The sequence below is a fragment of the Limnothrix sp. FACHB-406 genome (genome assembly GCF_014698235.1).
Taxonomy (GTDB): domain Bacteria; phylum Cyanobacteriota; class Cyanobacteriia; order CACIAM-69d; family CACIAM-69d; genus CACIAM-69d.
On the sequence record NZ_JACJSP010000030.1, the window covers coordinates 1 to 23,074 of the forward strand.

Genomic DNA, 23,074 nt, shown 5'->3' on the forward strand with positions numbered 1-23,074 from the left:
TTGCGAATTTGTCCGTCTTTTTTGAAGCTTTTCTTGGCTTCTCGAACGGCAGTGCAAGCATCTTTGACCGCAATCTTTTTGATCTGATAGGGAACTGACTTAGCCCACTCCGGTAGCGCACCCAAGATGATGGGCGCAACTGCCATCCAATTGGCTTTGGTTCCCGGTTCCTGAAGATGTTTGATTGTGGTGTTGTAGACGTATCTCGAAACACCAAACCATTGCTTCAGGAGCGCTTTTTGATCAGGGGTTAGGAAGACTCGGATCTTCCTGGATCGCCTTCCGGTAGCTTCTGAGTCCGGGCATTCGACGAGAGAAGAGGTGAAGGATGGCGAGCAGATCCGCTGTGAGTTCGGATTCTGAGCAGTGAACAGATTGGTCGAGAACCATGAGTTCGCCACCGTTTTGTTGAACCATGAACTCGAACAGCTCGAATCCGAATCGGCAGAGTCGATCGCGGCAGGCAACCACAATTTGGAGCTGATCGCCGCGCATGAGTCTGACCAGTAGGGATTGCAATCCTTTCCGCTTGAAGTTGAGACCTGATCCGATGTCTTGGATGATTTCGGCATCGGGGTAGCGATCGCGCATGAACTGGACTTGTCTTGCGAGATCGTCTCGTTGCTTGGCTGAACTGACGCGGCAGTAGCAAACGACAGTAGATCGAGTTGCCTTGCGTCCATATGACTCGACGTTATAAAGCCGCTGGCCCGCCTCGTTTCGGATGGTCTCGATCTTCCCTTCATCTGCGTACTTTCTTAGCGTATTTGGATGCAATCCCAGAAATTCGACCGCTTTTCTAAGAGGGATGTATGCCATAGCTAAATATTGGCATACGTTAGCGAATGTTAGTAAATTAATTACTGTTGATCAACCCCTTTTTGATTGCCTTTGAATCGGCTGTTATTGAGCGGTTTGTTTCCCCAAGCTGGTCTCCTCAAGCTGGTCTCCCCAAGATTGAGGCTGGCTACTGGGTTGGGTTATTCGGCTTAAAGTCAGAATCCAGGAACAAGCGCGGCGTGAGATCCAGCAGGGGCGGCGGTTCCGGCGTGGGCTTGGGCGGTTCGCTGGCAGTTCCGGTCAGCTCGCGTGCCAGTCGGGTTGCTTCCGCGATCGCCGTTTGGGGCCCGATCGGGGAAATGGGCATGTTGGAATCCTGTTTCCAGGTGGTTTCCATTTCAAAGGTTAGGCGCTGCCCCGCGATCGTCCGCTGTTGAAGTTGGGTGGCCAGTTGCCTCACGCCGCCTGCTTGCTCGATCGCGCTGGCCAGTCGGGGCGAAATTTCAGCCGCACTGTTCAGCAAAATCAAGAAATTGGGCGCAACCTGGGCATTCGGCATCAAAAACAGATAGGTTGGCTCGCTCAGGGCCCGGCTGCGCCCTCCTTCCGAAAAGTTTTGGACTCCATGGCCGATGATGCGGGCCACGTCCAAATCGGGATAGGCATTCAGCAAGGCCCCAATTAAGCGCCCACCGGCCACAATTTGCTCACGGCTGGGGCGTTCGCTGTCTGGGTCGTAGTGAAACTCAATCCCGATCGATCGCATATTGATCCAATTCACCGGGCGGTTGGTTTGCGGATCGGGATAGGCTGCTTGCTTCAGGATGTGAAAGGCCGTTTTGCTGGGTGGCACAGTCATTAAAATGTCGCCGCGCATCCCCACAATAAAATGGGCGCTGACTTCGGCCGGGTCGTTTTGCCACGATCGCGCCACTTGGGCGATCGAGAGCCGTCGCCCACTCAGGGCCGTGTGGTGAATCACGATCGTATCCACCGGGCGATCGGTCGGGCGATCTTCATAGTCCCGTCGCGACAGGGATCCCGTGGCTAAATAATTAGAAATTGCAAACCCGGGCAACCCAATTTGCTGAGTTGGATCAGCGGTCTTGGCGTATTTCAGGGCTGCTTCGGCCCGGCCATCGGGCGGCAAAACTCCATCGGAAGCAGATGCACCCACCGCAATCAAGAGTGCCGCCGCTAACACCAGCAAACAGTAACGCAGTACCTTGCGCGGATTCGACAGCATAATCACGGGATCTCTAGCGATCGCTGATGTGGAAACAAAATTGGGGTTGGTGGCGGAGCGATCGAGCAAGCTGCCCAAAATCAGCCAAAAGGGTCAAATTTCAAGCAGCAGCCTGGAAGTTTGGCGCAATCTTAGCATCTTGCTTTTGCGAGAGACTGTGGCCAGGCGATCGAAACTGATATCGAGAGCCACTACCGCAGTAAATACCAAAAACTCATACCGCAAAAATAAACCCAGGATACAAACCCAAGATATTGAAGGAAATTTAAGGCCGGAGGGGGGCAAGATCGGCAACTCAGGGCTGAAATGGCAAAAACCGCAGCGGCTTGTGGAAACCGTGCGGTTTTTGATTACTGAATCAAACCCAATCAAGGGTTTACGGATGCTTGCCGTTGACTGTCGATGATGATCGCCCGAGGGGCTAGGTCATGACATCGGTGATGCGTCGGCGGTCTTGAACCAAGAATCTTGCCGAGGGAACCAGGCTGAGACTCGATCGAGCCAATTACAGCAGGCCCAGTTGCGACAGGATGCCTTGGCCGGTGATGAATTCCGTAGCGATACCGATCACGAAGCCCAGCATTGCCAGACGACCGTTCCAGGTTTCGGCGAAGGCAGTGAAGCCGTATTTAGCCTTTTGCTCAGTCATGGTTGAAGACCTCCAAAAAGGGGTTTCGAGCGAATAGATAGAAGTCGAGTTGGGTGAGCGTCCTGGTGTCAAGTTGCTCTATAGAAAATTTAACGCAATTTTTTGTTTACTGCAACGTTTCGTTACGAATCCATGAGTAAAAACTCTTACTGCTGCCCCTGCTGCCCCGCTGGCCTGCCGTAATTTCCCCCCAAATCGCCCTGGACTCATGGAGCCTCAACGTTTGCCCAATCCTTTGTGGGACAATGGTTCGCGGGAATTCATTCCCAAAGATTTGCCCGGAAAGTAGCCCCTTGGGGGCTAGATTTCGCTGCTGTTGAGTTGGGTGGGGATTGTGGCTGTGGATGGGGAAATTTCGGCAAAGTCGTTGACCTTGGAAGAGGCGATCGCCAATTTGCGTAGTGAAGATGCCAGCTTGCGCTACTACGCGGCTTGGTGGGTGGGGCGGTTTCGGGTTTCGCAGCCGGATGTGATTGAGGCGCTGATTGAAGCCTTGGATTACGAGGGCGATCGCACCGAGGCGGGAGGCTTGCCGCTTCAGCGCAACGCGGCGCGGGCTTTGGGGAAATTGGCCGATCGCTCGGCGGTTCCGGCCCTGATTCGATCGCTCACTTCGCCCGATTATTACGTGCGGGAGGCGGCGGCCCAATCCCTTGGGCAGTTAGCGGACGATCGCGCTGTTCCCGGTTTGTTGGCCCTGTTGGATGGCGGCGTGGCGGCGGCCGTGGTTGCGCCGGGTCAGCCCCACTTGGTGCAGCCCTACGATGCGGTGCTGGAAGCCTTGGGGAATTTGCAGGCTCAGGGGGCGATCGACGTGATTCGCCCCTTCACGGAACATTCCGTGCCCAAAGTGCAATACGCGGCCGTGCGGGCCCTGTATCAGCTCACGGGGGATGACCAATGGGGCGAGCGACTGGTGGCCGCCCTGCGGGGGCCCGATTTACAGTTGCGGCGGGCCCTGATGGGGGATGTGGGGGCGATCGGCTATTTGGCTGGGGCGGAGGCGATCGCCCAAACGGAGGCGGAAAATAGCTTGAAATTGATTGCGCTTAAAGGGTTGGCAGAACATCCCAACGCCACCCCCGACGGTCAAACCCTGACGGATGAGGGCCGCCGGATTTTGGTTTTGATGGATGGGTTGTTGTAGGGCCAGTCAACAGCACTGGACGGGGCGATCGCGTCCCAATGTCGATGAATGGGCGGTTTCATGACCGGAGGCGGGCCGATCGGGCGAACGTCTGTCGGCTGGCCGGTTGGGGGTGATGGGAACGGTTCAGTTGCGACAGGGGGTGAGTTGGTGGTTGCTGGGTTTGGGGACTTGGCCCCAGCAGGGTTCGGTAATTTTGCAAGAACACCAGCGAGGCGATCGCCAGCAGAAAATAACCAAACCAGCGTTGTAAGCGATCGGCGGGCACCCATTTTGATAGATAGGCTCCGGGCAACGTTCCCAGGGCCGCCGCCCCCGTGAACGAAACGGTCAGGGGCCAATCGATCGCCACATGACCCGCGTAGCCTGCCAAACCCGCGATCGAGTTAGCCGCAATAATCACCAGGGACGTGCCGATCGCCTGTTTCATCGGGACATTGCCCAACAGCACCAACGCTGGCACGATCGCAAAACCGCCCCCCACGCCCACCAGCCCGGTTAGCATTCCCACGCCGATGCCCTCCGTCAGCAGCCACAGCCAGCAATAGCGACAAACGGGCTGGGGATAGGTTGCCAGGGCTGACTCTGGCGATCGATCCGTCGGGGCTGGTGTGCTGCTGCGACGAATCGTGGCGATCGCTGCCAACAGCATCATGCCCACAAACAACATCATTTGAATGGGGGGTGTAACCCAAGGTTGGGTGGCCAACTTAGCGCCCCCAAAGGCCCCGATCGCCGTGGACAGCCCAAAAATTGCCGCCACCCGCCAGCGCACCCGCCCCGCCCGCCAGTGGGGAATGACTCCCAACAGGCTCACGGTTCCCACAATGGCCAACGTCATGGCGATCGCGGGTTTCACCGGCACGCCCATCACCGAGGTCAAAATTGGCAAGGCCAACACCGAGCCGCCCCCGCCCAACAGCCCCAGGGCAATGCCAATCACCACCGCCAAGCCATGGCCGATCGCCCAGATCAAACTATCCATAAACCGTTGATTAACCCTTAAGAAGTGACCCTTAATTGGTTGATTGCGATCCCAATCAATCGCGATTAATCGATCGACTGAGAATCTTAGAAAGCCACTACAAAGCCGGCCAATTGCATGGGCGATCGGAGTTGATCCATTTCGCCTGGCAATTGGCAGATTCTGAAGCTTGTTTCTGAGGCTTGTTTTTGAGGTCTGTTGTCGTGCAGTTTTGCTGCTTGTTGCCTAGGCAGAACGCTGGTTATAGGGCAACTTCGCCAGCAGCATGGCCAAAGCGCAGGTGTTGGTGATGCCCGCAAACATCAGCCCAGCCCCCACAAACCCGCTCAACAGCAAGAACCAGGGGGAAACCAACGCGCCCAGCACCGTGCCCGTGAACACCAAGGAACCGGCCACGATTTGCACCTGTCGCATCAAGCTGATCGGGGCCCGGCGATCGACCAAAACTTCCAAACCCGCCGCCTTCCAAGCCTGAAGACCACCGATCAGGTCGATCGCTGGCGTGCGGCCCGCTTGCACCAATTGATGGGCCACTTCGGTCGATCGATTTCCCGTTTGGCAATAGAGCACCACCCAGCGATCGGGCTGAGAAACCGGCACTGCCTGCAAATCCAACTTGCTCATGGGCATCGACAGCGCCCCGGGAATGCGTTCTCCGGCAAATTCTCCCGGCTCGCGCACATCCACCACGATCGCCCGATTGGTGGCCAACCAAGCCTGAAGCTCAGTGACGGAAACCCGTTGGCGCACCGGCCCCACAGGCAGCGGCTCAGGTGTCCTGACAAAATCATCGACCGTCATCGGTTGAGGTTGGGTTGCGGGCGGTTGAGTAGACGGGGAATTCACTTCAGGTTGAACAGGGGCCATTGATCTAAATCCTGGGAAGATTTTGGAAACAGGGAGAAAAAGGAGGAAAACTCAGGGCCTCCAGGGCGAACAGCGCGTTCAGGCCGTCACCAGTTGCCCACATTGTTGATTGGCGGGCACGGCTTCCGCCATCTTTTGGGGATTCGGCAGCCCCAAGTTTTGCATCAGGGTCACGAAGGTGGCGCGATCGTGCCCCACAAACCGAGGATTGCAGCGTTTTTCTTCCCCGATCGTGGAAACCGAACAGCCGCGATAGTCATGGCCCGGGTAAACCAAGGTTTCATCCGGTAGCGCGAACAGCACTTCGGTCACCACCTGATAGAGCTGTTCGGCATTGCCGCTTTGGAAGTCCGTGCGACCACAGCCGCGAATGAGCAGGGAATCGCCTGTGAGCAAATGAGTTTGATTTACCAAATAGGCTAAGTGGCTGTCCGTGTGGCCCAGGGTGGCGATCGCTTGAATGGGCACTGAGCCAACCCAAAACACTTCGCCATCGTCCAACTCGCGATCGGCGCAGGCGACCTTGGCCCCCATGGGGACAATTCCTTGGCAATTGGTCAAATCGCGTAACTGACCGGCCCCGGTCACATGATCCGCGTGGACATGGGTTTCTAGGCAAGCCACCAGGGTCAAGCCCAGTTCCTGAATCAGTTTGTAATCTCGATCGACCTGTTCCAAAACCGAGTCCACCAAGACCGCTTGGCGACTGTCCCGATCGGCGATCAGGTAACTGTAGGTGCTCGTTTCCCGATCGAACAATTGCCGAAACAACATAGGGCAGTTCCTAAGTTAAGGGTGTTGGGCAAACTAGGAGGCAAATTGCAGGAGCAAGCGGCGGCAGATAATCCAAGATGACCCAAGATCAGTGCTTGGTTTCTCTATGCTTGCTGGATTAATATAACTATATACTCATATTTTGAATTTGCCACCCGATCGCCCCCATTTTTCCCCGGCTCCGTTAGTCTGGGGGGCCAGTCGTCACCCAGCTTCACTGGAATCGGGTTACCACCAGAATGCTCGATCGCCTTGATTTTGCCCAATACTTTCCTTCAGGGACAATTGAGCCATCCAATGGGGTAGAGTTGCCTTCGCAAGGGGATCAGAATTCTTAACATCCCGTGGAGATCTCTCCTGCCCTGTCCGCTGCTGCCCTTGGTCAAGCCCTGATTCTGCATCCATGGCACCCCTCCGCAACTCTCCTTTTCCCTTCGCTTGGACATCGAGTTCTATGGCTAATACCCTTGACCATGAGTTAGACGCACTGGCATTCGTCGCGGACTATCTCAAGGTTTTGTCGGAACGCAATCGATTGCGAGTGCTGTGCTGCTTGCGGGAGGGGCCCCGAAATGTGGCGGAAATTGTGGAAGCAACGGGCCTGACCCAGGCTAATACTTCCAAGCATCTAAAAGTTTTGTCTCAGGCGGGCATGGTTGCTCGACAATCCCAAGGCACCAGCGCCTATTACCGAATTGTGGATCCGCTGATTTTTGATCTTTGTGAATTAATTTGGCGGCGACTGAGCGATCGCTTGGAACAGCAACAACAGGTGATCGCCAGTTTTCGGGTGCAGTAATCGGCCGATCGAATTGCTATGCCAACTCGCCCTTAACTCGCCATTAGCTCGCCATTAGCTCACCATGGATTCTTCGTAAAAGTGGGTTGCAATCACCGGGGATTGTGCAATTTTTGCTACCGTTCAGACAGTCCCTCGAAATCGCGCCCCTCGAAATTTCGCCATGGTAGCTCGCCCTCGCATCACCCACGTTATCTACGATCTCGACGGTTTGTTGCTGGATACGGAATCAATTAATGAAGCGGTGAACCGGGCGATCGCCGATCGCTACGGTTGTGCTTACGATCCAGCGGTGCGAGGACGCATCGCCGGGCGCGATGCCCACACGTCATCGGCGATTTTGGTGGAATGGTTGGGGTTGCCCATCAGTCCCGAGGAAATGTTGCAACAGCGGCGATCGCTGGTGGCCCAGTGGCAACCGGTGGCTAAACCGATGCCGGGCGCGGTGGAGTTGACCCATCACCTGCACCGATCGGGCGTTCCCCAGGCGATCGCCACCAGTTCCAGCCGTGGCCCCTTTGGTTGGAAGGCCGCGCCTCATCGGGATTGGTTTCGCCTGTTTCATTGCACGGTGCTGAGTGATGATCCGGGGGTGCGCCAGGCCAAGCCCGCGCCGGATCTGTTTCGGGAAGCGGCTCGACGATTGGGGGCCGACCCGCGCCACTGTTTGGTGTTTGAGGATGCGCCAGCGGGGATTGAGGCGGCCCGGGCGGCGGGGATGTCGGTGATTGCGATTCCGGATCCGGCCTTGGAGCGATCGAGTGTGGCCCAGGCCGATGCCATCTTGCCCTCCTTGCAGGCCTTTGAGCCGGCCGATTGGGGATTGCCCGCTCGGGTTCCGGCGGCGGTTTGCTAGCGGTTTGCTCAAGAAACGGGGCGATCGATCGGGCTTGTTGCGGTTTAACCGTTTGCTGGATTCCCCTTTACGGGATCACCCTCTACTTGATCACTGAGCAGGTAGGTGGGGAGCCGATCGATGCTGGTTTGGTTCTTTGCTTGCCAATAGGCTTGCAGACCGTCGGGGCCTTTGCGCTCCGCCCATTCCACCAACTGAGTGCGATCGCCCTGATAGTCAAACAACGGAACCCCAAACCCACAGGAGGTTTGCACCGACTCCACCGACAGCAACATGATTTGGCGTGTGCCGGGCAGGGCCTCGAATCGATCGAGCCAGGATTGCCAATCGGGATCCCGTGGCCGAATCACGCGCCCCTGGCCATACAGCCGCAAAATCAACGGTGCGCCCACAAAGCTACAAAACATGAGGGTTAACCGGCCGTTTTCCGTCACGTGGGCTGCGGTTTCGTTGCCACTGCCCGTCACGTCCAAATAACCCACCAAATTGGGTTCAAAACAGCGAAAAGTATCCATCCCCTTGGGCGACACATTCACTCGGCCCTCTTGGGGAGCGGATGCCGTGAAAAACAGCTTCTGTTGTTCAATAAAAGCGACCAGTTCCGGTGTGATTTGCTCGTAAAATTTTGCCATTTTGTTATCTCTAAACTTCTCTAGGGTTTTCTGAATTTTTCTGAAGTTCTCTGAAATTCTCTAGAATTTAAGCATTTGAAATTTACAGGCTGGCGTGAATTCTCCAGCACCTTCCCCCATCCTTCGATTTTAGGTTATCCCTAGGTGATTCAATGGCTGCTGCTTCTCCATCTGCTAGCTGCGCGATCGTTTGGTTTCGTACTGATTTGCGTCTCCATGATCATGAACCGCTCTTGGCTGCTGCCGAAAATCATCAGGCATTGATTCCGGTTTATTGTTTTGATCCGCGACAGTTTGCGGAAACTGCCTTTGGTTTTCCCAAAACCGGCCCCTTCCGCGCTCAATTTTTGCTGGAATCCGTTGCGGATCTACGAGCTGCCTTGAGGGCAAAGGGCAGTGATCTAATCGTGCGATCGGGGCTGCCAGAAGTGGTGTTACTGGCCTTGGCAGCGGAATATGGAGCACAGGCTATTTATTATCACGAAGAGGTGGGAACTGAAGAACAAGCGGTTGAATTGGCCCTCGAAGCAGCCCTGAAAGCTCCAGAAGCGCCCAGGCCGGTTCAGGGAAACATTCAAAGCAAGGTTTATTGGGGCCACACGCTCTATCACCCGGATAATTTGCCCTTTGAAATTGGTCAAATTCCAGAGCTGTTTACGGAATTTCGGAAAACCGTTGAAGCGCGATCGACCATTGATTCTCCCTTGCCCCCGCCCGATCGCCTGCCACCAGTGCCGCCGGGCCTGAACCCCGGTGAGCTGCCCCATTTGGCCGATTGGGGGTTGGTGGAACCGGAACCCAGCCCCTTGGCGCTGATTTCGTTTACGGGTGGTGAACAGGCCGGTTTCCAGCGACTTCAGGAATACATTTGGGGTGGCGATCATTTGCGGGTTTATAAGCAAACGCGCAACGGCATGTTGCAGCCCAATGATGCATCGAAATTTTCGCCTTGGTTGGCGCTGGGCTGTCTTTCACCTCGAAAAATTTGGGCCGAAGTGCAAGCCTATGAACAGAAAGTGATTCGTAATGAATCCACCTATTGGCTCATTTTTGAATTGCTGTGGCGGGACTATTTCCGCTGGATTGTGGCCAAACATCGCCATCGAGTTTTTCGGGTAACGGGTTTGCAAGGAATTGCCATTCCTTGGCGACAGGATGCGGCGGCCTTTGCCGCTTGGTGTGATGGGCAAACGGGCTATCCCTTGGTGGATGCCAACATGCGAGAACTCCGCGCCACGGGGTTCATGTCGAATCGGGGTCGTCAAAATGTGGCGAGCTTTTTAACCAAGAATTTGGGAATTGATTGGCGAATGGGGGCCGAGTGGTTTGAATCTTGGTTGATTGATTATGATGTGTGCAGCAATTGGGGGAATTGGAACTACACGGCCGGGGTGGGAAATGATGCAAGAGGGTTTCGCTTTTTCAATATTTTGAAGCAAGCCAAGGATTACGATCCGCAAGGAGAATACGTGAAACATTGGCTCCCAGAATTGCGTCAATTGCCCGCCGGTAAAGTGCATCATCCCTGGACTTTGTTGCCCGTGGAACAGGAGCGATTTGGTGTACAAATTGACCGTGATTATCCAGGGGCGATCGTGGATTTGTTTGAGTCGGCGGCGGAGAATGAAGCCCTTTATAACCGAGCGATCGGGAAGGGTGTTGCGGGTCGATCGAAGCCGGCCCATCGGGGTTCCCGGCGCGATCGCCCCCGACGACCTTAGGAGGCTGTTTCAAAGACCCAGATTGCGAGCTTGCAGGTTTCATCGATCGAGGCAAACAAGATGCTCAAGCCCCTTGCCCCATGATGATTAATGCTTGGATTTGTTGATGCTTGGCCCTGCTCAAAAGACACTTTTCAGACATGCGCTGAGGCAGCAAGGGGGTCATTGATGTTCTGGAGCAGTAATGTGGGGCCAGGGACTTGGGAGAGATATGGCGGTGCAAGTAATTCTGGGCAAGTAATTCTGGGCGAGTAATTCTGGGCAAGATTTGGAGGTGAGAGGGTGATGGAGCGATCGATGACAACGGTAGTAACCCAAGTAACCCAGCAAGATCGGGTCAGTCCTGCCGGTTACGGACTGCGACGGCGGTTGGGGCGATCGCTGGTGGCCTTGGGAGCTAGTTTGCTGGCCGGTGGCTTCACGCCCGCCTTGGCCCAGGCCGCCGAGCGGATTGAGCTGACCTTTGGGGCCTTGGGCCTGTCGATCGAAATGAAGTCCCTGGAAGACTTTGTGGCGACCGGCGAAATTTCCGATGAGCTGGAGTTCTATACCCGGTTTCTGACTCCCGATCAATTGGCTCAGGTGCGATCGGCCCTGACCGATCGCCTGGATATCAATTTGTTGGCCGTGTCGCAATTTTTCAATGCGCCCCAAGGGGAAACCATTCTGCGGCGCTTGGCCCAAGTAATCCGCACCGGGCGCAATTTACAAAGCGTGCCGGCCCTGCGTGCTGCGATCGTCCGTTCCGCCGCCGACCCGGAAGGGCTAACCCCCCTAAATTTGCTGCGCTACTATCCCACTCCCAGTATGCGAGTGGACTTGGCCCAAGCCCTGAGCCTGTGGCGACAAATTGAGGAAACCACCATTCACCAAGACCAAGCCACCACCGCCGTGGAAACGGCCTTTGCGGCCCAAGCTGGCTCTCCCATTACGCCGCCCCCCTTTGAGTTGCGACAACCGGGCCCCTATGCGACCGCCAAAACCAACCGCGTGATTCAGCCGCGCGATCGTCGTCCCTTTGCGGCCGATCTTTACTGGCCCTTGGCCGCGACGGGCGATCACCCTGTAGTAGTCATTTCCCACGGTCTCGGATCCGATCGGCGCACCTATGGTTACCTGGGCGAACACTTGGCCTCCCATGGTTTTATTGCCATCCTGCTGGAGCACCCCGGCAGCGACAGCCGCTACATCCAAGCCCTAATTAACGGTGAGGCCAGCGAAGCCGCCGACCCCAGGGAGTTCATTTCGCGGCCGGCCGATGTGCGCGACATTCTCAACGAACTGGAAACCAATCCTCAAGCCCCTGGGGGATTCACCGGGGCCATTGACCTCGATCGCACGGCCGTGGTGGGGCAGTCCTTTGGCGGATACACCGCCCTGGCCAGTGCCGGGGCCCCGCTGAATTTCAAGCGGCTGAAAACCGACTGCGCCTCCGACGACTTGTTTTGGAATACGTCGCTGCTGTTGCAATGTCGGGCTTTGGTGGTGCGCCCCACGCCCGACACGGACTATCTATCCCTGCAAGATGCCAGGGTGAAGGCCGTGGTGGCCATTAGCCCAATTACCTCCAGCCTGTTTGGACGCGAAGGGATTGCCCAACTGCAAGTGCCCACGGCGATTCTGTCGGCTAGTAATGACCCGATCGCCCTGCCCTTGTCGGAACAGTTGCGCCCCTTTGCCCAAATGTCGATCGCGGATAAGTATCTTTTGGTGTTGCGAGGCGGCACGCATTTTTCAACGCTGGGGGCCACGGGCGATGAAACCGTGCAGCTCCCGGCTAGCTTGGTGGGGCCCCGGCCGGACTTGGCTCGCGATTACACGAAAGCCTTCATCACGGCTTTTTTGAAGCGATATTTGGGGAACGATCACACCATGGCGAACCATCTCACCCCCCAATGGGCCAATTCCGTTTCTCAGCCAGAGTTGCCGCTGTATTTGCTGAGTCAACTGTCGATCGAGCAGTTGCCGCGCCCTGTGGCCCACAAGCCAACCAAAAATTCCCGATGGATCGCTAATCGCCACCGGCCCGATCAACCCATCCAGTCCCGCTGAAGAAATGGGGGCCATGGCGAGTGATTTGGGGCGATCGTCAGGGAAATGGGACGAGCAAGCTCAATCCTCTAGCTCAATCCTCTGGCCTCTGGGCCTAATCTTCGTGATCTTCAAAGGGATCCGACAAATTCTCAGACGGCGGGCCAAAAGCCACATAAATCGAGTACCCCGTGATGGCAACCAAAATTGTGCCGAGGGCAATTCCCAATGTTAAAGCAGAGTTGTCTTCCAGCATGGTTTAAGGGTCTCGATGGCCGGGCCGCTAGCCCATTTCCCGCAAATTGTAACAATTAGTTAAGTAAAATCGCAAACTTCTCAGGGAGTCCACCCGATCGCCCACTGCCCGCTAGCCCTAGTTCCCGGGCCACCGCTAGCCCATCCCCACGGAACTCCCCAAACAGCAGGCACAGCCGTTTGATAGAATACCCAATCAAATAGCATTGGCGGCGTGCTGCATTCGTGCGGCAATTGCTGCACTATTTAATAAAAAGCAACATCAACGGCAACGCCCAGTTGCTTCAACGGCTGCAAGACTCCATTGTTGCGAAACACTACGGTAGGGATAAGATGGCTCAACGGACTCGCCTGGGCGACATTTTGCGCCCGTTAAATGCGGAATACGGTAAGGTGGCTCCCGGCTGGGGGACGACCCCGCTGATGGCTGTTTTCATGGGGTTGTTTTTTGTGTTCCTGCTGATCATCTTGCAGGTGTACAACACCTCGATCTTGATTGAAGGCGTTAATGTCGATTGGAAGTCGCTGGGTCAATAGATTTGGGTGAATTGATTGGGGTGATGAGTCTGCATCAACAGATTTCAGATTTCCACCCCAAGAATGGCCCGCCCGATCGACTGGTTTGAGGAACTAACGGCTAGAGAATTGCTGAGTTCTGAGCGTTGGATTCTACAAATCTTTGAGAGTTAAGTCATCAACTGGTCGATCGCCCAGTCCCACAGCCCCGGTGTATCCGGGCTTTTTTATGGGCAACATTCGCCAGCCCATGGGCCCCAATCTTGGCTTGTTCCTGAGTCAGACCGACCCGATGCCTACGCGACGGGGCCTTGGGATGGAATAATCTGAACGTGCAAATTTGCAAATTACTGTTCGATGATTGGTGTTGACCAGTGGCTAGCCAGCTATTCGTTCTCGTTCGCTAGCTCCTGCTTGTGGATTGGGTCTGTTTGATTGGTTCTGTTTCAGTGTTGTTGCTTGATCGTTTGCTTGCGATCGCCCCGGTCATTTCCATTGCAAGGATCGCCCCATGAACATTTTTGGCATTGGCCCAGCAGAGTTGTTTTTGATTGGCGTTGTCGCTTTGTTGGTCTTTGGCCCGAAAAAGTTGCCGGAAATTGGCCGCAGCCTGGGCAAGACTCTGAAATCCTTCCAGGAAGCTTCGCGGGAATTTGAATCGGAACTGAAGCGAGAAATGGATCGGGCCGAATCCCCCGCTTCCACCAGCATGACCGCCACGATCGAGCCGCCTGTGCAACCCGCCCTGACCAGTTCGGAGCCGGCCACCCCTGTCACCCCCGCCGAAGCGGAACCGGCCCCAGCCGCCAAAACCAATGCGGTGGATTCGGTCGATCCGGTTTAAGTGCTCCCGGTTGGATCGCTTCCGGCCGGATTGTTTCCGGTTGGGGTGTTTCCGGTTGGACTATTTCCGGTTGGACTACTTCCGGTTGAAGTGCTTCCGGTTGGCGTTCTGTTGATTAACCCTTGAAGTCGTCTGCGCTTAAGTCGATTCCAAAGCCATGCCCAAAGGCCAATCCGCATCGTCATCAGAACCCCTAATTCCGAAGCTGATTGTGGGGCTGGGCAACCCAGAACCCAAGTACGATCGCACCCGCCACAACATTGGTTTTGAAGTTCTTGATGAGCTGGCGAAGGTGTGGGGCATTCCCCTGAGCGAAAATCGCCGGTTCAATGCCCTTGCGGGAGAGGGGCGATCGCCCTTTGGCAAGATTTATTTGCTGAAACCCCTGACCTATATGAACCGATCGGGCCAGGCGATCCGCGCCGCGATCGATTGGTATAAGCTGCCACCGGAATCAGTCCTCACGATCTACGACGATATGGATCTGCCCTTGGGGCGGTTGCGGCTGCGGGAAACCGGCTCGGCCGGCGGTCACAATGGCATGAAATCCACGATCGCCCATCTGGGAACTCAGGATTTTCCGCGTTTGCGGTTGGGCATTGGGCGGCCCCGGGTGGTCAGCGGCGAAACGGTGTCCCATGTGTTGGGCAAGTTTGCGCCCGATGAACAACCCACGGTGCAAGCCCTGTTGCGGTTGAGCGTGGAGACGATCGAGCGATCGCTCCGAGATGGCGTGGCCAAAGCCGCCAGCTTGTATAACAATCGCGATGTGGCTCCACCCAAGCCCAAACCGGCCCCCGCTCCCGCAACACCGGAAACGCCCGATCGGACTCCGCAGGATCCGCAACCGGTTTCCTAGCCGAGTGTCCAGCGGTCTAGCCTCATCCTGTGGGTTCTGTTGACCCTGTTGATCCTGCCCGCCTGTCCACGGTTCATCTACTAATTCCGCACTGTCGGCCTGTGCCGTGAGTCGTCGAGAAAATCCGTTGCCCCAAACGATCGCCCTTGTGCGCATTACCCGCCAGTCCTGGAATGAGGGCAAACTAGAAGGCGAAGTCAGCGCCGGGGAATTCACCTGGGAATTTGTTTGGCACTTTCGCCAAGGCGGGTTGCGGGTTCAGCCGTCCATGGGGCGGGCCCTGATTCGGGAACCACTGGCCCGATTTCTGGAAACCCACGACTACCAACTAGAAGCGGGCGGCGATTATTCCTTCCCCATCCGGGCCCGGCTCTAGTAGTTCGGCAAGCTTATTTTGATAGGTCAAGTTAAATGACTGTTGCCGTCACCAACTCGTTAGGCAGCAAGGGGCTTAAGCCCCTTGTTACGACGACTGGCTTCGTGACTTTGACCCGATGAATGAAGCCTGTCACGCCACTAGGCACTGCCTCAGGATTTTCTGACTTTTCTGAAGTTTGCCCGCAGAATTCCTTCCCGCGATTGTTCAACAACGGAGCAACGAACCATGGTCAAAATTCTGCACCTGTCGGACATTCACATGGGCAGCGGGTTCAGCCATGGGCGCATTGATCCGCAAACGGGTTTAAACACTCGGCTGCTGGACTTTACGGCGGCCCTGGAGCGTTGCATCGATCGGGCAATTTCGGAACCGGTGGATCTGGTGTTGTTTGGGGGCGATGCCTTTCCCGATGCTACGCCGCTGCCCATGGTGCAAGAAGCCTTTGCACAACAGTTTCGGCGGCTGGCTGATGCGCAAATTCCGACGGTGCTGTTGGTGGGAAACCATGACCAACATGCCCAAGGCCGCGGAGGAGCCAGCCTTTGCATTTACCGCACGCTGGGGGTTCCGGGCTTTGTGGTGGGAGACACGTTGGCGCTGCATCGACTGGAAACCAGCCAGGGGCCAGTGCAGGTGCTGACTTTGCCTTGGTTAACCCGATCGACCCTGCTCACCAAGCGGCAAACGGAGGGACTGTCGTTGGCGGAAGTGGGGGCGCTGCTGCTCGATCGGCTCCAAGCGGCCCTGGAAGGGGAAATTCGGAAGCTTGATCCTGACCAACCCACCATTTTGTTGGCCCACCTGATGAGCGATCGGGCGCAATTGGGAGCCGAGCGGATGTTGGGCGTGGGCAAAGGCTTCTCGATTCCCCTCAGCACCATCACGCGCCCCGAGTTTGACTATGTGGCCCTGGGCCATGTCCACAAACACCAAAACCTGAACCCCAATAATCAGCCCCCGGTGGTCTATCCCGGCAGCATTGAGCGGGTGGACTTCAGCGAGGAAAACGAAGAAAAGGGCTATGTATTAGTAACGATCGAGCCAGGAGAGCGGGGACAGCGCCAAACACAATGGGAATTTTGCCCCCTGCCGGCCCGACCGTTTCGGACATTGCGGGTGGATTTGGCTGACTGCGACAATCCGTTGGCGGAACTGCTCGGGGCGATCGACCCGGCGGCCATTGAAGGGGCCGTCGTTCGGTTGGTCTATCGTGTGCGGGCAGAACAGCTTCACCAAATCGAGCTGGCGGCCGTGCGCGATCGACTAGCCGCCGCCCACACCTACAGCCTGCAAGCGGAGTTGATTAGCCAACTGGCACGCCCTCGCCTGCCCAACTTGGATGCCACCACCCTGGATCCGCTGTTAGCCCTAGAGGCCTATTTGGGAGAGCGATCGGACTTAAAAAACCTGGCCGACGATATGATCGAGGCCGCCCGAGATCTCTTGGGCTATGCCAGTCCGGCCATCGTGGTGAATCTGCCGGAGCCAGCCATGGCTCAGACTGCCAATCCAGATTGCCCAGATCCAGAATCTAGCCCAGGCCAAAACCCGGCAGTGACATCCACCGCCGAGCTGGCCACCGATGCTGACGATGGCGAACCGACCTCACCCAGCACCAATGGCCCCGATCGAGCCGTTCAGTCTCCAGCCATTGACCGATCGGGTCAACTCAGACTGCTTTAGAGGCCAATCACGTACTTGCGCCATTCCTGGTGTACGCCGCTCTTCACATGCTTCGTCACTTCAAAGTAGAGACTGCTGTGGGGACGGCGGGGCGGCTGGCGCAAAGGCATGTTGGCTTCCTTGGGGGTGCGATTGCCCTTGCGGATGTTGCAGCGCACGCAGGCCGTGACCATATTTTCCCAATGCTCACCGCCCCCGCGCGATCGGGGAACAACGTGATCCAGCGTCAAATCATCGCCCGTGTAGCCACAGTATTGACAGGAGTGGCTATCTCGGTGCAATATGTTTTTCCGCGTTAAGGGAATCTCTTTGTAGGGAACCTTGATGTAGTGGCGCAAACGGATCACGGTGGGCAACGGAATGTTGCGGTAAACCACTCGGCCATTATGCTCGACTTGCTCCGCCTTGCCTTTTAGCAATAAAACGACTGCCCGCCGCCAACTGGTAATATTGAGCGGCTCATAAGAAGCGTTGAGCACAAGTACTTTGCCCATCGGACAAAACCGCAATTAATTGCAAATTATTAAGAATTGCAAACAAAGCTTGCGAAGCGTCGGAGCCAATTGGGACTGATAGTAGCACAACTGACTCGGGGTGTGGTTTGCTGATCCCATGGATTACCCATCGTTCTGTGGCGGCGGATTCCGGACAAAAACCGCCGATCGCGTAACGGCGGCCCGCAAACCAGGATGGCCGATCGCCACCACTGAGCGATCGCCCCGGGGACGGGGCTTGCTCTCGGGATTTCTGAGTTTGAGCTTCAGTTTGGGCTTAAGTTTGGTCTTGAGTTTGCTTTTGGGTGGTTGCGGGATGCTGCCCTGGGACGGGCCACCAACGGCCGTGGTGCAACGGGCGGTAGCGTTGCAGTTGCTGCAAACCCAGACCGATCTATTGCAAGAGTTGGGCGATTCCCCGCTGGCTGCCGGTCGTCACCTTGATCCGCAGATGTTGGCCGATCGCCCGGTGATCACCCTAGATGACTTGGCGGCGGAACCAGGATTACGAGTCGATCGCCTGCGCATCCAAACCCAACAGGCCGTGACCATCAACGACAAACCCGGTTGGCAACTGAGCGGTACTTACGATTGGAGCCAAACGGGGAGTCAAGATTTGAGCCATGCTCGGGAAAACCAGGGCGATCGATCCCCCGCCTCCCGACAACCGCAACCCAAGGATCAAAAGCACCGATCGCAGCCCTTTTCGGTCTACTTGCAACGCCAGATCCGCGGCCAAACCTGGCGACTGGCGCGGCCTGACCTGACCCAATCCACACCCGATCGGGTGGCTTGGCTCACCTACCGTCTTTAAGGGCCGTCTCTAGGGGCCATCTCTAGGGATGTTGGGCGAATCCAAGATCAGTTCAGGATCAATCCAAGATCAATCCAAAAGCAATTCAGCGTTACGACAACAGGCCATCGGGGATCGCGAAAGGGTTGCCCGTTGGCAAAGGCCCGGCCCGGCCTGAAAATAGACAAGCCGATCGCCATAGAACGCGCCTCCCGTGAACGAAATCCGCACCGTTTCAGAAACCAAACGCACCTTCTATTCGCTCCACCAACGGCCGATCAACGCGATCTACCGACGAGTGGTTGAGGAATTGATGGTGGAAATGCACCTGCTCTCCGTCAGCGTCGATTTCCGCTTCGAGTCCATCTATGCCCTCGGGGTGGTGACGGCGTTCGATCGCTTCATGGCAGGCTACCAGCCCGATCGGGACTTGGGTTCCATCTTCAACGCGCTCTGTCAGTCCGTGAGCGGCAACGTGGACGACTATCGCCACCGGGCCGATCGCCTGTTGGAAGCGGCAAAAGTTGCCAGTGCCGACGACCTGGCCGCCGCGCTCAACCGGGCCGAGGGCAGTGGCGGGGCCTTGCGCGAAGCCGCCGACGTGCTCGCCAATGGTCAACCCTTCAAATACAGCCGCCTGTTTGGGATTGGGCTATATACCCTGCTGGAGTCCACCACCTCTGACCTGGCTGGCAATGCCGAGCAGATCAAAGCGTGGATCGATCGCCTAGGGACAACCCTCAACCTCCCGATCGAGAAGCTGCAAAAGGATCTGGAACTCTATCGCGGCAACCTGGAGAAAATCGCCCAGGCTCGGATCACCTACGAAGACATGCTGGAGGCCGAACGCCGCAAGCGCGAACAACGGGCCCTGGAAAAAGCCGCCGCCGCCGAAGCCAAAGCGGCCAGCGAAGCCGCCAGTGAGTCGAATGCTGCCCCTTCGCCTGCCGACCCCAGCTAAGTTCCTCAGCATTGCCCAACTTCCCGCTCATCCAATGGAGGGGCCTAGACCACGCATGGTTTCTGGGCCCCTTCCGGGTTTTCAAGGGCCAGCCTGATGGCATCGGTTGCGAGTGACGGTTGGCAATCCAGGCGATCGGTTCAGATCGGTAAGATAAGCGATAGGTATTTTCGGCCCTGACTCCCCAATGACCCCGGACGATCGCGATCGCGTTGCGGCATTCCTGAAAAAATGGCAAGGCTCGGAAGGCAACGAACGGGCGAATTATCAATCGTTTTTTGGGGATTGGTGTCGCGCATTGGGGGTCGAAGAGCCGCCGCCGAAGGGAACGGTTCCCGGCGATCCCTACTGCTTCGATAAAGATATTAAGTTCTACAGCGATAGGGCCGAATCCACGCGGTTTGCGGATTTTTATAAGGCCGGTTGTTTCCTGATTGAAGCCAAACAGGGCAGCGATTCTTCAGCCAAGGGCCATGGCAAACGGGGCACGAAGATCTATCGCGATAACCTGCAAAAGGCCTTTAACCAAGCGAAGTCCTACGCCTACAACCGAATGCTGGGATCGTTGCCGCCATTTTTGATGGTGTGTGACATCGGCTCCCATTTCGAGATTTGGCAAGGGTTCAGCGGCGAATATGGCGGCTATGGGGCGAGGGAAACGGTCAACCTGGCGGACTTGGCCCAGCCGGAGGTGTTCGATCGCTTCGTCAAAATCTTCACCGATCCGCAAGCGCTAAACCCCGAAAAGCTGCGGGCGCGGGTGACGCGGGAAGTGGCGGCGGAGTTGGCGAAGCTGTCGCGCTGGCTGGAGGAGCAGGGCCACGATCCCCAGGTGACGGCGAGCTTCTTGATGCGCTGCATTTTCACGATGTTTGCGGAGGATGTGGCGCTGCTGAAGGGGGAGGTGTTCACCAAGGCCCTGCGCGATCGCTGGATTCCCAACCCGGCGACCTTCCAACCGGAAATCGAGTCCCTGTGGGAAACGATGAATCGGGGTGGCTCCTTCGGTTTCGAGAAGGTGCTGAAGTTTAACGGCAGTTTTTTTGAGAATGCGACGGCGATCGCCCTGCCCAAGGAACAGCTCGAAATTTTGTATGGGGCGGCGGCCAAGGATTGGAGCCAGGTGGAGCCAGCGATTTTTGGCACGTTGTTGGAACGGGCGCTGGACAAGGCGGAGCGCAGCCGGTTGGGGGCGCACTACACGCCGCGATCGTATGTGGAGCGGTTGGTGCGGCCGGTGGTGATGGAGCCGTTACGATCGCAGTGGGAGGCGATCGAGCTGGAGGTGAAGCGGCTGTTGGATGGCAGTGCGACGGCGGTGGCCAAGGCGGTGGCGGAAATTCAGGGTTTTTTGGAGCAGTTGCGATCGATTCGGATTCTCGATCCGGCCTGTGGAACGGGGAATTTTTTGTATGTGTCGTTGGATTTGCTGAAGGGTTTGGAGCAGGAGGTTTTGACGCGGCTGGTGGATGTGGCGGGAGAGGTGCAACTGAATGTCTTAGAACAGGTGAATCCGTCGCAATTTTTAGGGATTGAAATTAATCCTCGGGCAAAGGAAATTGCTGAATTGGTGATTTGGATTGGCTATTTGCAGTGGCATTTCAAGCGATTTGGTAATGCAGAGCCATCCATGCCTGTTTTACGAGCGTTTGACAATATTGAATGTCGCGACGCGGTGTTGACTTATGACGGGGTAGAGCCAGATATTGACCTGAAAACGGGGCAGGTGCGGACTCGTTGGGGTGGACAGATGATGACTCACCCAGTAACAGGACAGGAAGTTCCTGATTTAACGAATCAAGTCATAATCTATCGCTATCGAAATGCACGTCCCTCTGAATGGCCAGAAAGCGATTACATCGTTTCTAATCCGCCTTTCATTGGCAATGCCAGAATGCGCGAAAAGCTGGGCGATGGCTATACAGAAACTCTTCGGCAAGTCTATGCAGATGTGCCCGACACAGTTGATTTTGTCATGTATTGGTGGCACAAGGCAGCCGATCTTGCTATTAAAAATCAAACAGGCACGTTTGGCTTAATTACAACCAACAGTATTAATCAACCTAGATTACGATGTGTCCTTGAAAAGCAATTTCAAAAAGCGCCAGATCTGCAATTAAAATTTGTGATCCCTGATCATCCCTGGGTTGATGATGGTGCTGATGTCCGCATTGCGATGACTGCCTGTCAGCTAAATCCGACAACTCAGAGTTTGGGTTCAGTTGTCAGTGAAACGGAATCGCCAGACCGAGACTTTTCAGAAGTTGTCATTGAATATAAAGACACTCAGGCGATTTTTAGTAATCTGCGTGATGATTCTGACTTGGAACAGATTGCTTCTCTTAAATCGAATGAAGGACTTGCCAGCCGAGGCATTATGCTCGGTGGAAAGGGGTTCTTGCTGAGGGACTCGCAAAGAAGCTTGATTGAACCGGATTTAATTAAAAGGTATGTGAATGGCAGAGACCTTCTCAGGAAATCTCGAAACCTAGTTGTGATCGATGCATTTGGACTGTCCCAAGGAGAGCTGCAATCAAAATATCCACGTACCTATGAATGGCTCTTGAATAATGTCAAGCCAGCAAGAGAGGCAAATAACGATCCAAAACTCAAGAAGGAGTGGTGGCTATATCGTCGATCGAACATTACAATCAGACAGGCTTTGAGCAATCTGAGACGATATGTTGTAACGGTCGAAACTGCAAAGCATCGAATTTTTTCTTTTGTTGATCGAGATATTATTTGTGACAACAAGATTCTGATCGTTGCCCTAGAAGATTCCTACGCTTTAGGAATTCTTTCTAGTGCTATTCATGTTCGCTGGGCTTTGGCGGTTGGTGGGCGACTGGAAGATCGTCCGGTCTACGTTAAAACAACTTGCTTTGATCCGTTTCCGTTTCCTGATCCAGACGATCGCCTCAAACAAGAAATTCGGGAACTGGGCGATCGGCTCGATACCCATCGCAAAACCGTGCAGGCCAACCACCCCGACATCACCATCACCGGGATGTATAACCTGCTCGAAAAACTCCGCGCCGGTCAACCCTTCACCGACAAAGACCGCGAACTGAACGATCGCGCCCTCGTCTCCACCCTCAAACAAATTCACGACGACCTCGATCGCGCCGTCTTCCGCGCCTACGGTTGGGACGACCTGATCCCCCAATGGGAACGGGCGCAGGGCTGTGCGTCCCTACCGGAGGAACCCGCCAACAGCCTCGATGAACAAATCCTGGAACGGCTGGTGAAACTCAACGCCGAACGCGCCGCCGAAGAACGCAACGGCCACATTCGCTGGCTGCGGCCCGACTACCAAGCCCCCGCCACCCAAACCACCCAAACCGCGATCGCCAACCTCATCGACAGCCCCGCGCCGATCGCCCCCGCCGCCGAGCCACAGCCCTGGCCCACCCAACCGAAGGCCCAACTCGCCGCCATCCGCGACCTGCTGCGTAGCAACCCCGGCAACTGGTCGATCGAGCAAATCGCCGCCCAATTCAAAGGCAAAATCACCGATAAACGCAGACAAGTTATTCGCGAAAATCTCGATCGCCTCGAATGGTTCGGCCTCGCCATCCAACAGGAAAATACCTGGCACTACGCCGCCCCCAGCCCGATCGCCTAGAACGACCGTGATCGATCAATATGTTGAGATATAGCTTCTTGGTCAGCAGTGTTGAATCTAAACACAAAACTTCATACTCTAGGCAACAAGAGTTTCTGGCAGTAAATCATAGCTCCAATGACTGATTGAGCCATAGCGACCGAGTACAACTTGCAAATATCGCAATTTATCTAGTAGC

24 protein-coding genes are annotated in these 23,074 nt (G+C 55.9%); 14 read left to right on the forward strand and 10 right to left on the reverse strand.

Annotation, left to right across the window (positions count from 1 at the left end):
- The 3 genes from H6G53_RS19385 to H6G53_RS17985 form a co-directional block, all read right to left on the reverse strand.
- The coding region (locus tag H6G53_RS19385) for a helix-turn-helix domain-containing protein (RefSeq protein WP_370567857.1) at positions 1-341 on the reverse strand (341 nt) is incomplete at its 3' end.
- On the reverse strand, positions 244-819 hold the full coding sequence (locus H6G53_RS17980) for an IS607 family transposase (protein ID WP_190535385.1): 576 nt from the start codon (positions 817-819) through the stop codon (positions 244-246). The genes H6G53_RS19385 and H6G53_RS17980, both read right to left, overlap by 98 nt.
- 148 nt (positions 820-967) lie before the next feature.
- Positions 968-2,026, reverse strand: a complete 1,059-nt coding sequence (locus H6G53_RS17985) for an N-acetylmuramoyl-L-alanine amidase (RefSeq protein WP_190535388.1) — start codon at positions 2,024-2,026, stop codon at positions 968-970.
- Positions 2,027-2,054: 28 nt separating this feature from the next.
- On the opposite strand from H6G53_RS17985, the gene H6G53_RS17990 reads away from it, so the two are divergent.
- The gene (locus tag H6G53_RS17990; protein WP_190535391.1) at positions 2,055-2,432 is read left to right on the forward strand and encodes a hypothetical protein; all 378 of its coding nucleotides are present in this window, start codon (positions 2,055-2,057) and stop codon (positions 2,430-2,432) included.
- A 99-nt stretch (positions 2,433-2,531) separates the two neighbouring features.
- Here H6G53_RS17990 and H6G53_RS17995 read toward each other — a convergent pair whose 3' ends face one another.
- Positions 2,532-2,675 carry a chlorophyll a/b-binding protein gene (locus H6G53_RS17995; protein ID WP_099531648.1) on the reverse strand — a complete coding sequence of 48 codons (144 nt, stop codon included), beginning with the start codon at positions 2,673-2,675 and terminating at the stop codon, positions 2,532-2,534.
- Between the two features lie 325 nt (positions 2,676-3,000).
- Between H6G53_RS17995 and H6G53_RS18000 the strand changes: the two genes are divergently transcribed.
- Positions 3,001-3,822, forward strand: coding sequence for a HEAT repeat domain-containing protein (locus H6G53_RS18000; RefSeq protein ID WP_190526860.1), 822 nt, complete (start codon positions 3,001-3,003; stop codon positions 3,820-3,822).
- A 58-nt stretch (positions 3,823-3,880) separates the two neighbouring features.
- Here the strand turns inward: H6G53_RS18000 and H6G53_RS18005 are convergent, their stop codons facing one another.
- The 3 genes from H6G53_RS18005 to H6G53_RS18015 all read right to left on the reverse strand — a co-directional run bounded on the left by H6G53_RS18005 (position 3,881) and on the right by H6G53_RS18015 (position 6,448).
- Positions 3,881-4,798, reverse strand: coding sequence for a TSUP family transporter (locus H6G53_RS18005; RefSeq protein WP_190535413.1), 918 nt, complete (start codon positions 4,796-4,798; stop codon positions 3,881-3,883).
- A 234-nt stretch (positions 4,799-5,032) separates the two neighbouring features.
- The gene (locus H6G53_RS18010) at positions 5,033-5,674 is read right to left on the reverse strand and encodes a rhodanese-like domain-containing protein (RefSeq protein WP_242030984.1); all 642 of its coding nucleotides are present in this window, start codon (positions 5,672-5,674) and stop codon (positions 5,033-5,035) included.
- 78 nt (positions 5,675-5,752) lie between these two features.
- Entirely contained in the window at positions 5,753-6,448 is a 696-nt protein-coding gene (locus H6G53_RS18015; RefSeq protein WP_190535394.1) for an MBL fold metallo-hydrolase, read from the reverse strand.
- 454 nt (positions 6,449-6,902) lie between these two features.
- Here H6G53_RS18015 and H6G53_RS18020 point away from each other — a divergent pair, with 454 nt between their 5' ends.
- The gene (locus tag H6G53_RS18020; protein ID WP_099531646.1) at positions 6,903-7,247 is read left to right on the forward strand and encodes a metalloregulator ArsR/SmtB family transcription factor; all 345 of its coding nucleotides are present in this window, start codon (positions 6,903-6,905) and stop codon (positions 7,245-7,247) included.
- Positions 7,248-7,410: 163 nt separating this feature from the next.
- Positions 7,411-8,103 (forward strand): HAD-IA family hydrolase, encoded by a 693-nt coding sequence (locus H6G53_RS18025; protein ID WP_190535397.1) that lies wholly within the window; start codon positions 7,411-7,413, stop codon positions 8,101-8,103.
- A 44-nt stretch (positions 8,104-8,147) separates the two neighbouring features.
- On the opposite strand, the gene H6G53_RS18030 is transcribed toward H6G53_RS18025, so the two are convergent.
- The gene (locus tag H6G53_RS18030) at positions 8,148-8,735 is read right to left on the reverse strand and encodes a pyridoxamine 5'-phosphate oxidase family protein (protein ID WP_190535400.1); all 588 of its coding nucleotides are present in this window, start codon (positions 8,733-8,735) and stop codon (positions 8,148-8,150) included.
- A gap of 152 nt (positions 8,736-8,887) precedes the next feature.
- Here H6G53_RS18030 and H6G53_RS18035 point away from each other — a divergent pair, with 152 nt between their 5' ends.
- Positions 8,888-10,456 carry a DASH family cryptochrome gene (locus tag H6G53_RS18035; RefSeq protein ID WP_190535403.1) on the forward strand — a complete coding sequence of 523 codons (1,569 nt, stop codon included), beginning with the start codon at positions 8,888-8,890 and terminating at the stop codon, positions 10,454-10,456.
- Between the two features lie 297 nt (positions 10,457-10,753).
- A complete protein-coding gene (locus tag H6G53_RS18040) occupies positions 10,754-12,508 on the forward strand; it encodes an alpha/beta hydrolase (protein WP_190535406.1) in 1,755 nt (584 codons plus the stop codon).
- A gap of 94 nt (positions 12,509-12,602) precedes the next feature.
- On the opposite strand, the gene psbN is transcribed toward H6G53_RS18040, so the two are convergent.
- Positions 12,603-12,743 (reverse strand): photosystem II reaction center protein PsbN, encoded by a 141-nt coding sequence (gene psbN / locus H6G53_RS18045; protein WP_099531641.1) that lies wholly within the window; start codon positions 12,741-12,743, stop codon positions 12,603-12,605.
- 332 nt (positions 12,744-13,075) lie between these two features.
- On the opposite strand from psbN, the gene psbH reads away from it, so the two are divergent.
- The 5 genes from psbH (at position 13,076) to sbcD (ending at position 17,023) form a co-directional block, all read left to right on the forward strand.
- A complete protein-coding gene (gene psbH / locus H6G53_RS18050; RefSeq protein ID WP_099531676.1) occupies positions 13,076-13,279 on the forward strand; it encodes a photosystem II reaction center phosphoprotein PsbH in 204 nt (67 codons plus the stop codon).
- 490 nt (positions 13,280-13,769) lie between these two features.
- Positions 13,770-14,102, forward strand: coding sequence for a TatA/E family twin arginine-targeting protein translocase (locus H6G53_RS18055; protein ID WP_099531640.1), 333 nt, complete (start codon positions 13,770-13,772; stop codon positions 14,100-14,102).
- 157 nt (positions 14,103-14,259) lie between these two features.
- Entirely contained in the window at positions 14,260-14,961 is a 702-nt protein-coding gene (gene pth, locus H6G53_RS18060) for an aminoacyl-tRNA hydrolase (RefSeq protein WP_099531639.1), read from the forward strand.
- A 106-nt stretch (positions 14,962-15,067) separates the two neighbouring features.
- Positions 15,068-15,337 (forward strand): DUF3146 family protein, encoded by a 270-nt coding sequence (locus tag H6G53_RS18065; protein WP_099531638.1) that lies wholly within the window; start codon positions 15,068-15,070, stop codon positions 15,335-15,337.
- A 228-nt stretch (positions 15,338-15,565) separates the two neighbouring features.
- Complete coding sequence (gene sbcD, locus H6G53_RS18070) at positions 15,566-17,023, forward strand: exonuclease subunit SbcD (protein ID WP_190535408.1); 1,458 nt, start codon at positions 15,566-15,568, stop codon at positions 17,021-17,023.
- Here sbcD and H6G53_RS18075 read toward each other — a convergent pair.
- Positions 17,020-17,517, reverse strand: a complete 498-nt coding sequence (locus H6G53_RS18075) for an HNH endonuclease (RefSeq protein WP_099531636.1) — start codon at positions 17,515-17,517, stop codon at positions 17,020-17,022. The genes sbcD and H6G53_RS18075 overlap by 4 nt on opposite strands.
- A 118-nt stretch (positions 17,518-17,635) precedes the next feature.
- Between H6G53_RS18075 and H6G53_RS18080 the strand changes: the two genes are divergently transcribed.
- From H6G53_RS18080 to H6G53_RS18090, 3 genes are all read left to right on the forward strand, one after another.
- Positions 17,636-18,331 (forward strand): hypothetical protein, encoded by a 696-nt coding sequence (locus tag H6G53_RS18080; RefSeq protein WP_199309317.1) that lies wholly within the window; start codon positions 17,636-17,638, stop codon positions 18,329-18,331.
- Between the two features lie 193 nt (positions 18,332-18,524).
- Positions 18,525-19,271 carry a photosystem II biogenesis protein Psp29 gene (gene psb29 / locus H6G53_RS18085; protein WP_099531634.1) on the forward strand — a complete coding sequence of 249 codons (747 nt, stop codon included), beginning with the start codon at positions 18,525-18,527 and terminating at the stop codon, positions 19,269-19,271.
- Between the two features lie 187 nt (positions 19,272-19,458).
- Positions 19,459-22,896, forward strand: coding sequence for a class I SAM-dependent DNA methyltransferase (locus H6G53_RS18090; RefSeq protein ID WP_190535411.1), 3,438 nt, complete (start codon positions 19,459-19,461; stop codon positions 22,894-22,896).
- Positions 22,897-23,074: the final 178 nt, after the last annotated feature.

Excerpts from the sequence above, each read along its gene's own strand:
- H6G53_RS18040 (WP_190535406.1), top strand. The coding sequence starts at position 10,754 with ATGACAACGGTAGTAACCCAAGTAACCCAGCAAGATCGGGTCAGTCCT.
- H6G53_RS17980 (WP_190535385.1), bottom strand. The coding sequence starts at position 819 with ATGGCATACATCCCTCTTAGAAAAGCGGTCGAATTTCTGGGATTGCAT.
- H6G53_RS18020 (WP_099531646.1), top strand. The coding sequence starts at position 6,903 with ATGGCTAATACCCTTGACCATGAGTTAGACGCACTGGCATTCGTCGCG.
- H6G53_RS18010 (WP_242030984.1), bottom strand. The coding sequence starts at position 5,674 with ATGGCCCCTGTTCAACCTGAAGTGAATTCCCCGTCTACTCAACCGCCC.
- psbN (WP_099531641.1), bottom strand. The coding sequence starts at position 12,743 with ATGCTGGAAGACAACTCTGCTTTAACATTGGGAATTGCCCTCGGCACA.
- H6G53_RS18015 (WP_190535394.1), bottom strand. The coding sequence starts at position 6,448 with ATGTTGTTTCGGCAATTGTTCGATCGGGAAACGAGCACCTACAGTTAC.
- H6G53_RS18075 (WP_099531636.1), bottom strand. The coding sequence starts at position 17,517 with ATGGGCAAAGTACTTGTGCTCAACGCTTCTTATGAGCCGCTCAATATT.
- H6G53_RS18090 (WP_190535411.1), top strand. The coding sequence starts at position 19,459 with ATGACCCCGGACGATCGCGATCGCGTTGCGGCATTCCTGAAAAAATGG.
- pth (WP_099531639.1), top strand. The coding sequence starts at position 14,260 with ATGCCCAAAGGCCAATCCGCATCGTCATCAGAACCCCTAATTCCGAAG.
- H6G53_RS18030 (WP_190535400.1), bottom strand. The coding sequence starts at position 8,735 with ATGGCAAAATTTTACGAGCAAATCACACCGGAACTGGTCGCTTTTATT.
- H6G53_RS18080 (WP_199309317.1), top strand. The coding sequence starts at position 17,636 with ATGGATTACCCATCGTTCTGTGGCGGCGGATTCCGGACAAAAACCGCC.
- H6G53_RS18035 (WP_190535403.1), top strand. The coding sequence starts at position 8,888 with ATGGCTGCTGCTTCTCCATCTGCTAGCTGCGCGATCGTTTGGTTTCGT.
- psbH (WP_099531676.1), top strand. The coding sequence starts at position 13,076 with ATGGCTCAACGGACTCGCCTGGGCGACATTTTGCGCCCGTTAAATGCG.
- H6G53_RS18055 (WP_099531640.1), top strand. The coding sequence starts at position 13,770 with ATGAACATTTTTGGCATTGGCCCAGCAGAGTTGTTTTTGATTGGCGTT.
- H6G53_RS17985 (WP_190535388.1), bottom strand. The coding sequence starts at position 2,026 with ATGCTGTCGAATCCGCGCAAGGTACTGCGTTACTGTTTGCTGGTGTTA.
- H6G53_RS17995 (WP_099531648.1), bottom strand. The coding sequence starts at position 2,675 with ATGACTGAGCAAAAGGCTAAATACGGCTTCACTGCCTTCGCCGAAACC.
- H6G53_RS18025 (WP_190535397.1), top strand. The coding sequence starts at position 7,411 with ATGGTAGCTCGCCCTCGCATCACCCACGTTATCTACGATCTCGACGGT.
- sbcD (WP_190535408.1), top strand. The coding sequence starts at position 15,566 with ATGGTCAAAATTCTGCACCTGTCGGACATTCACATGGGCAGCGGGTTC.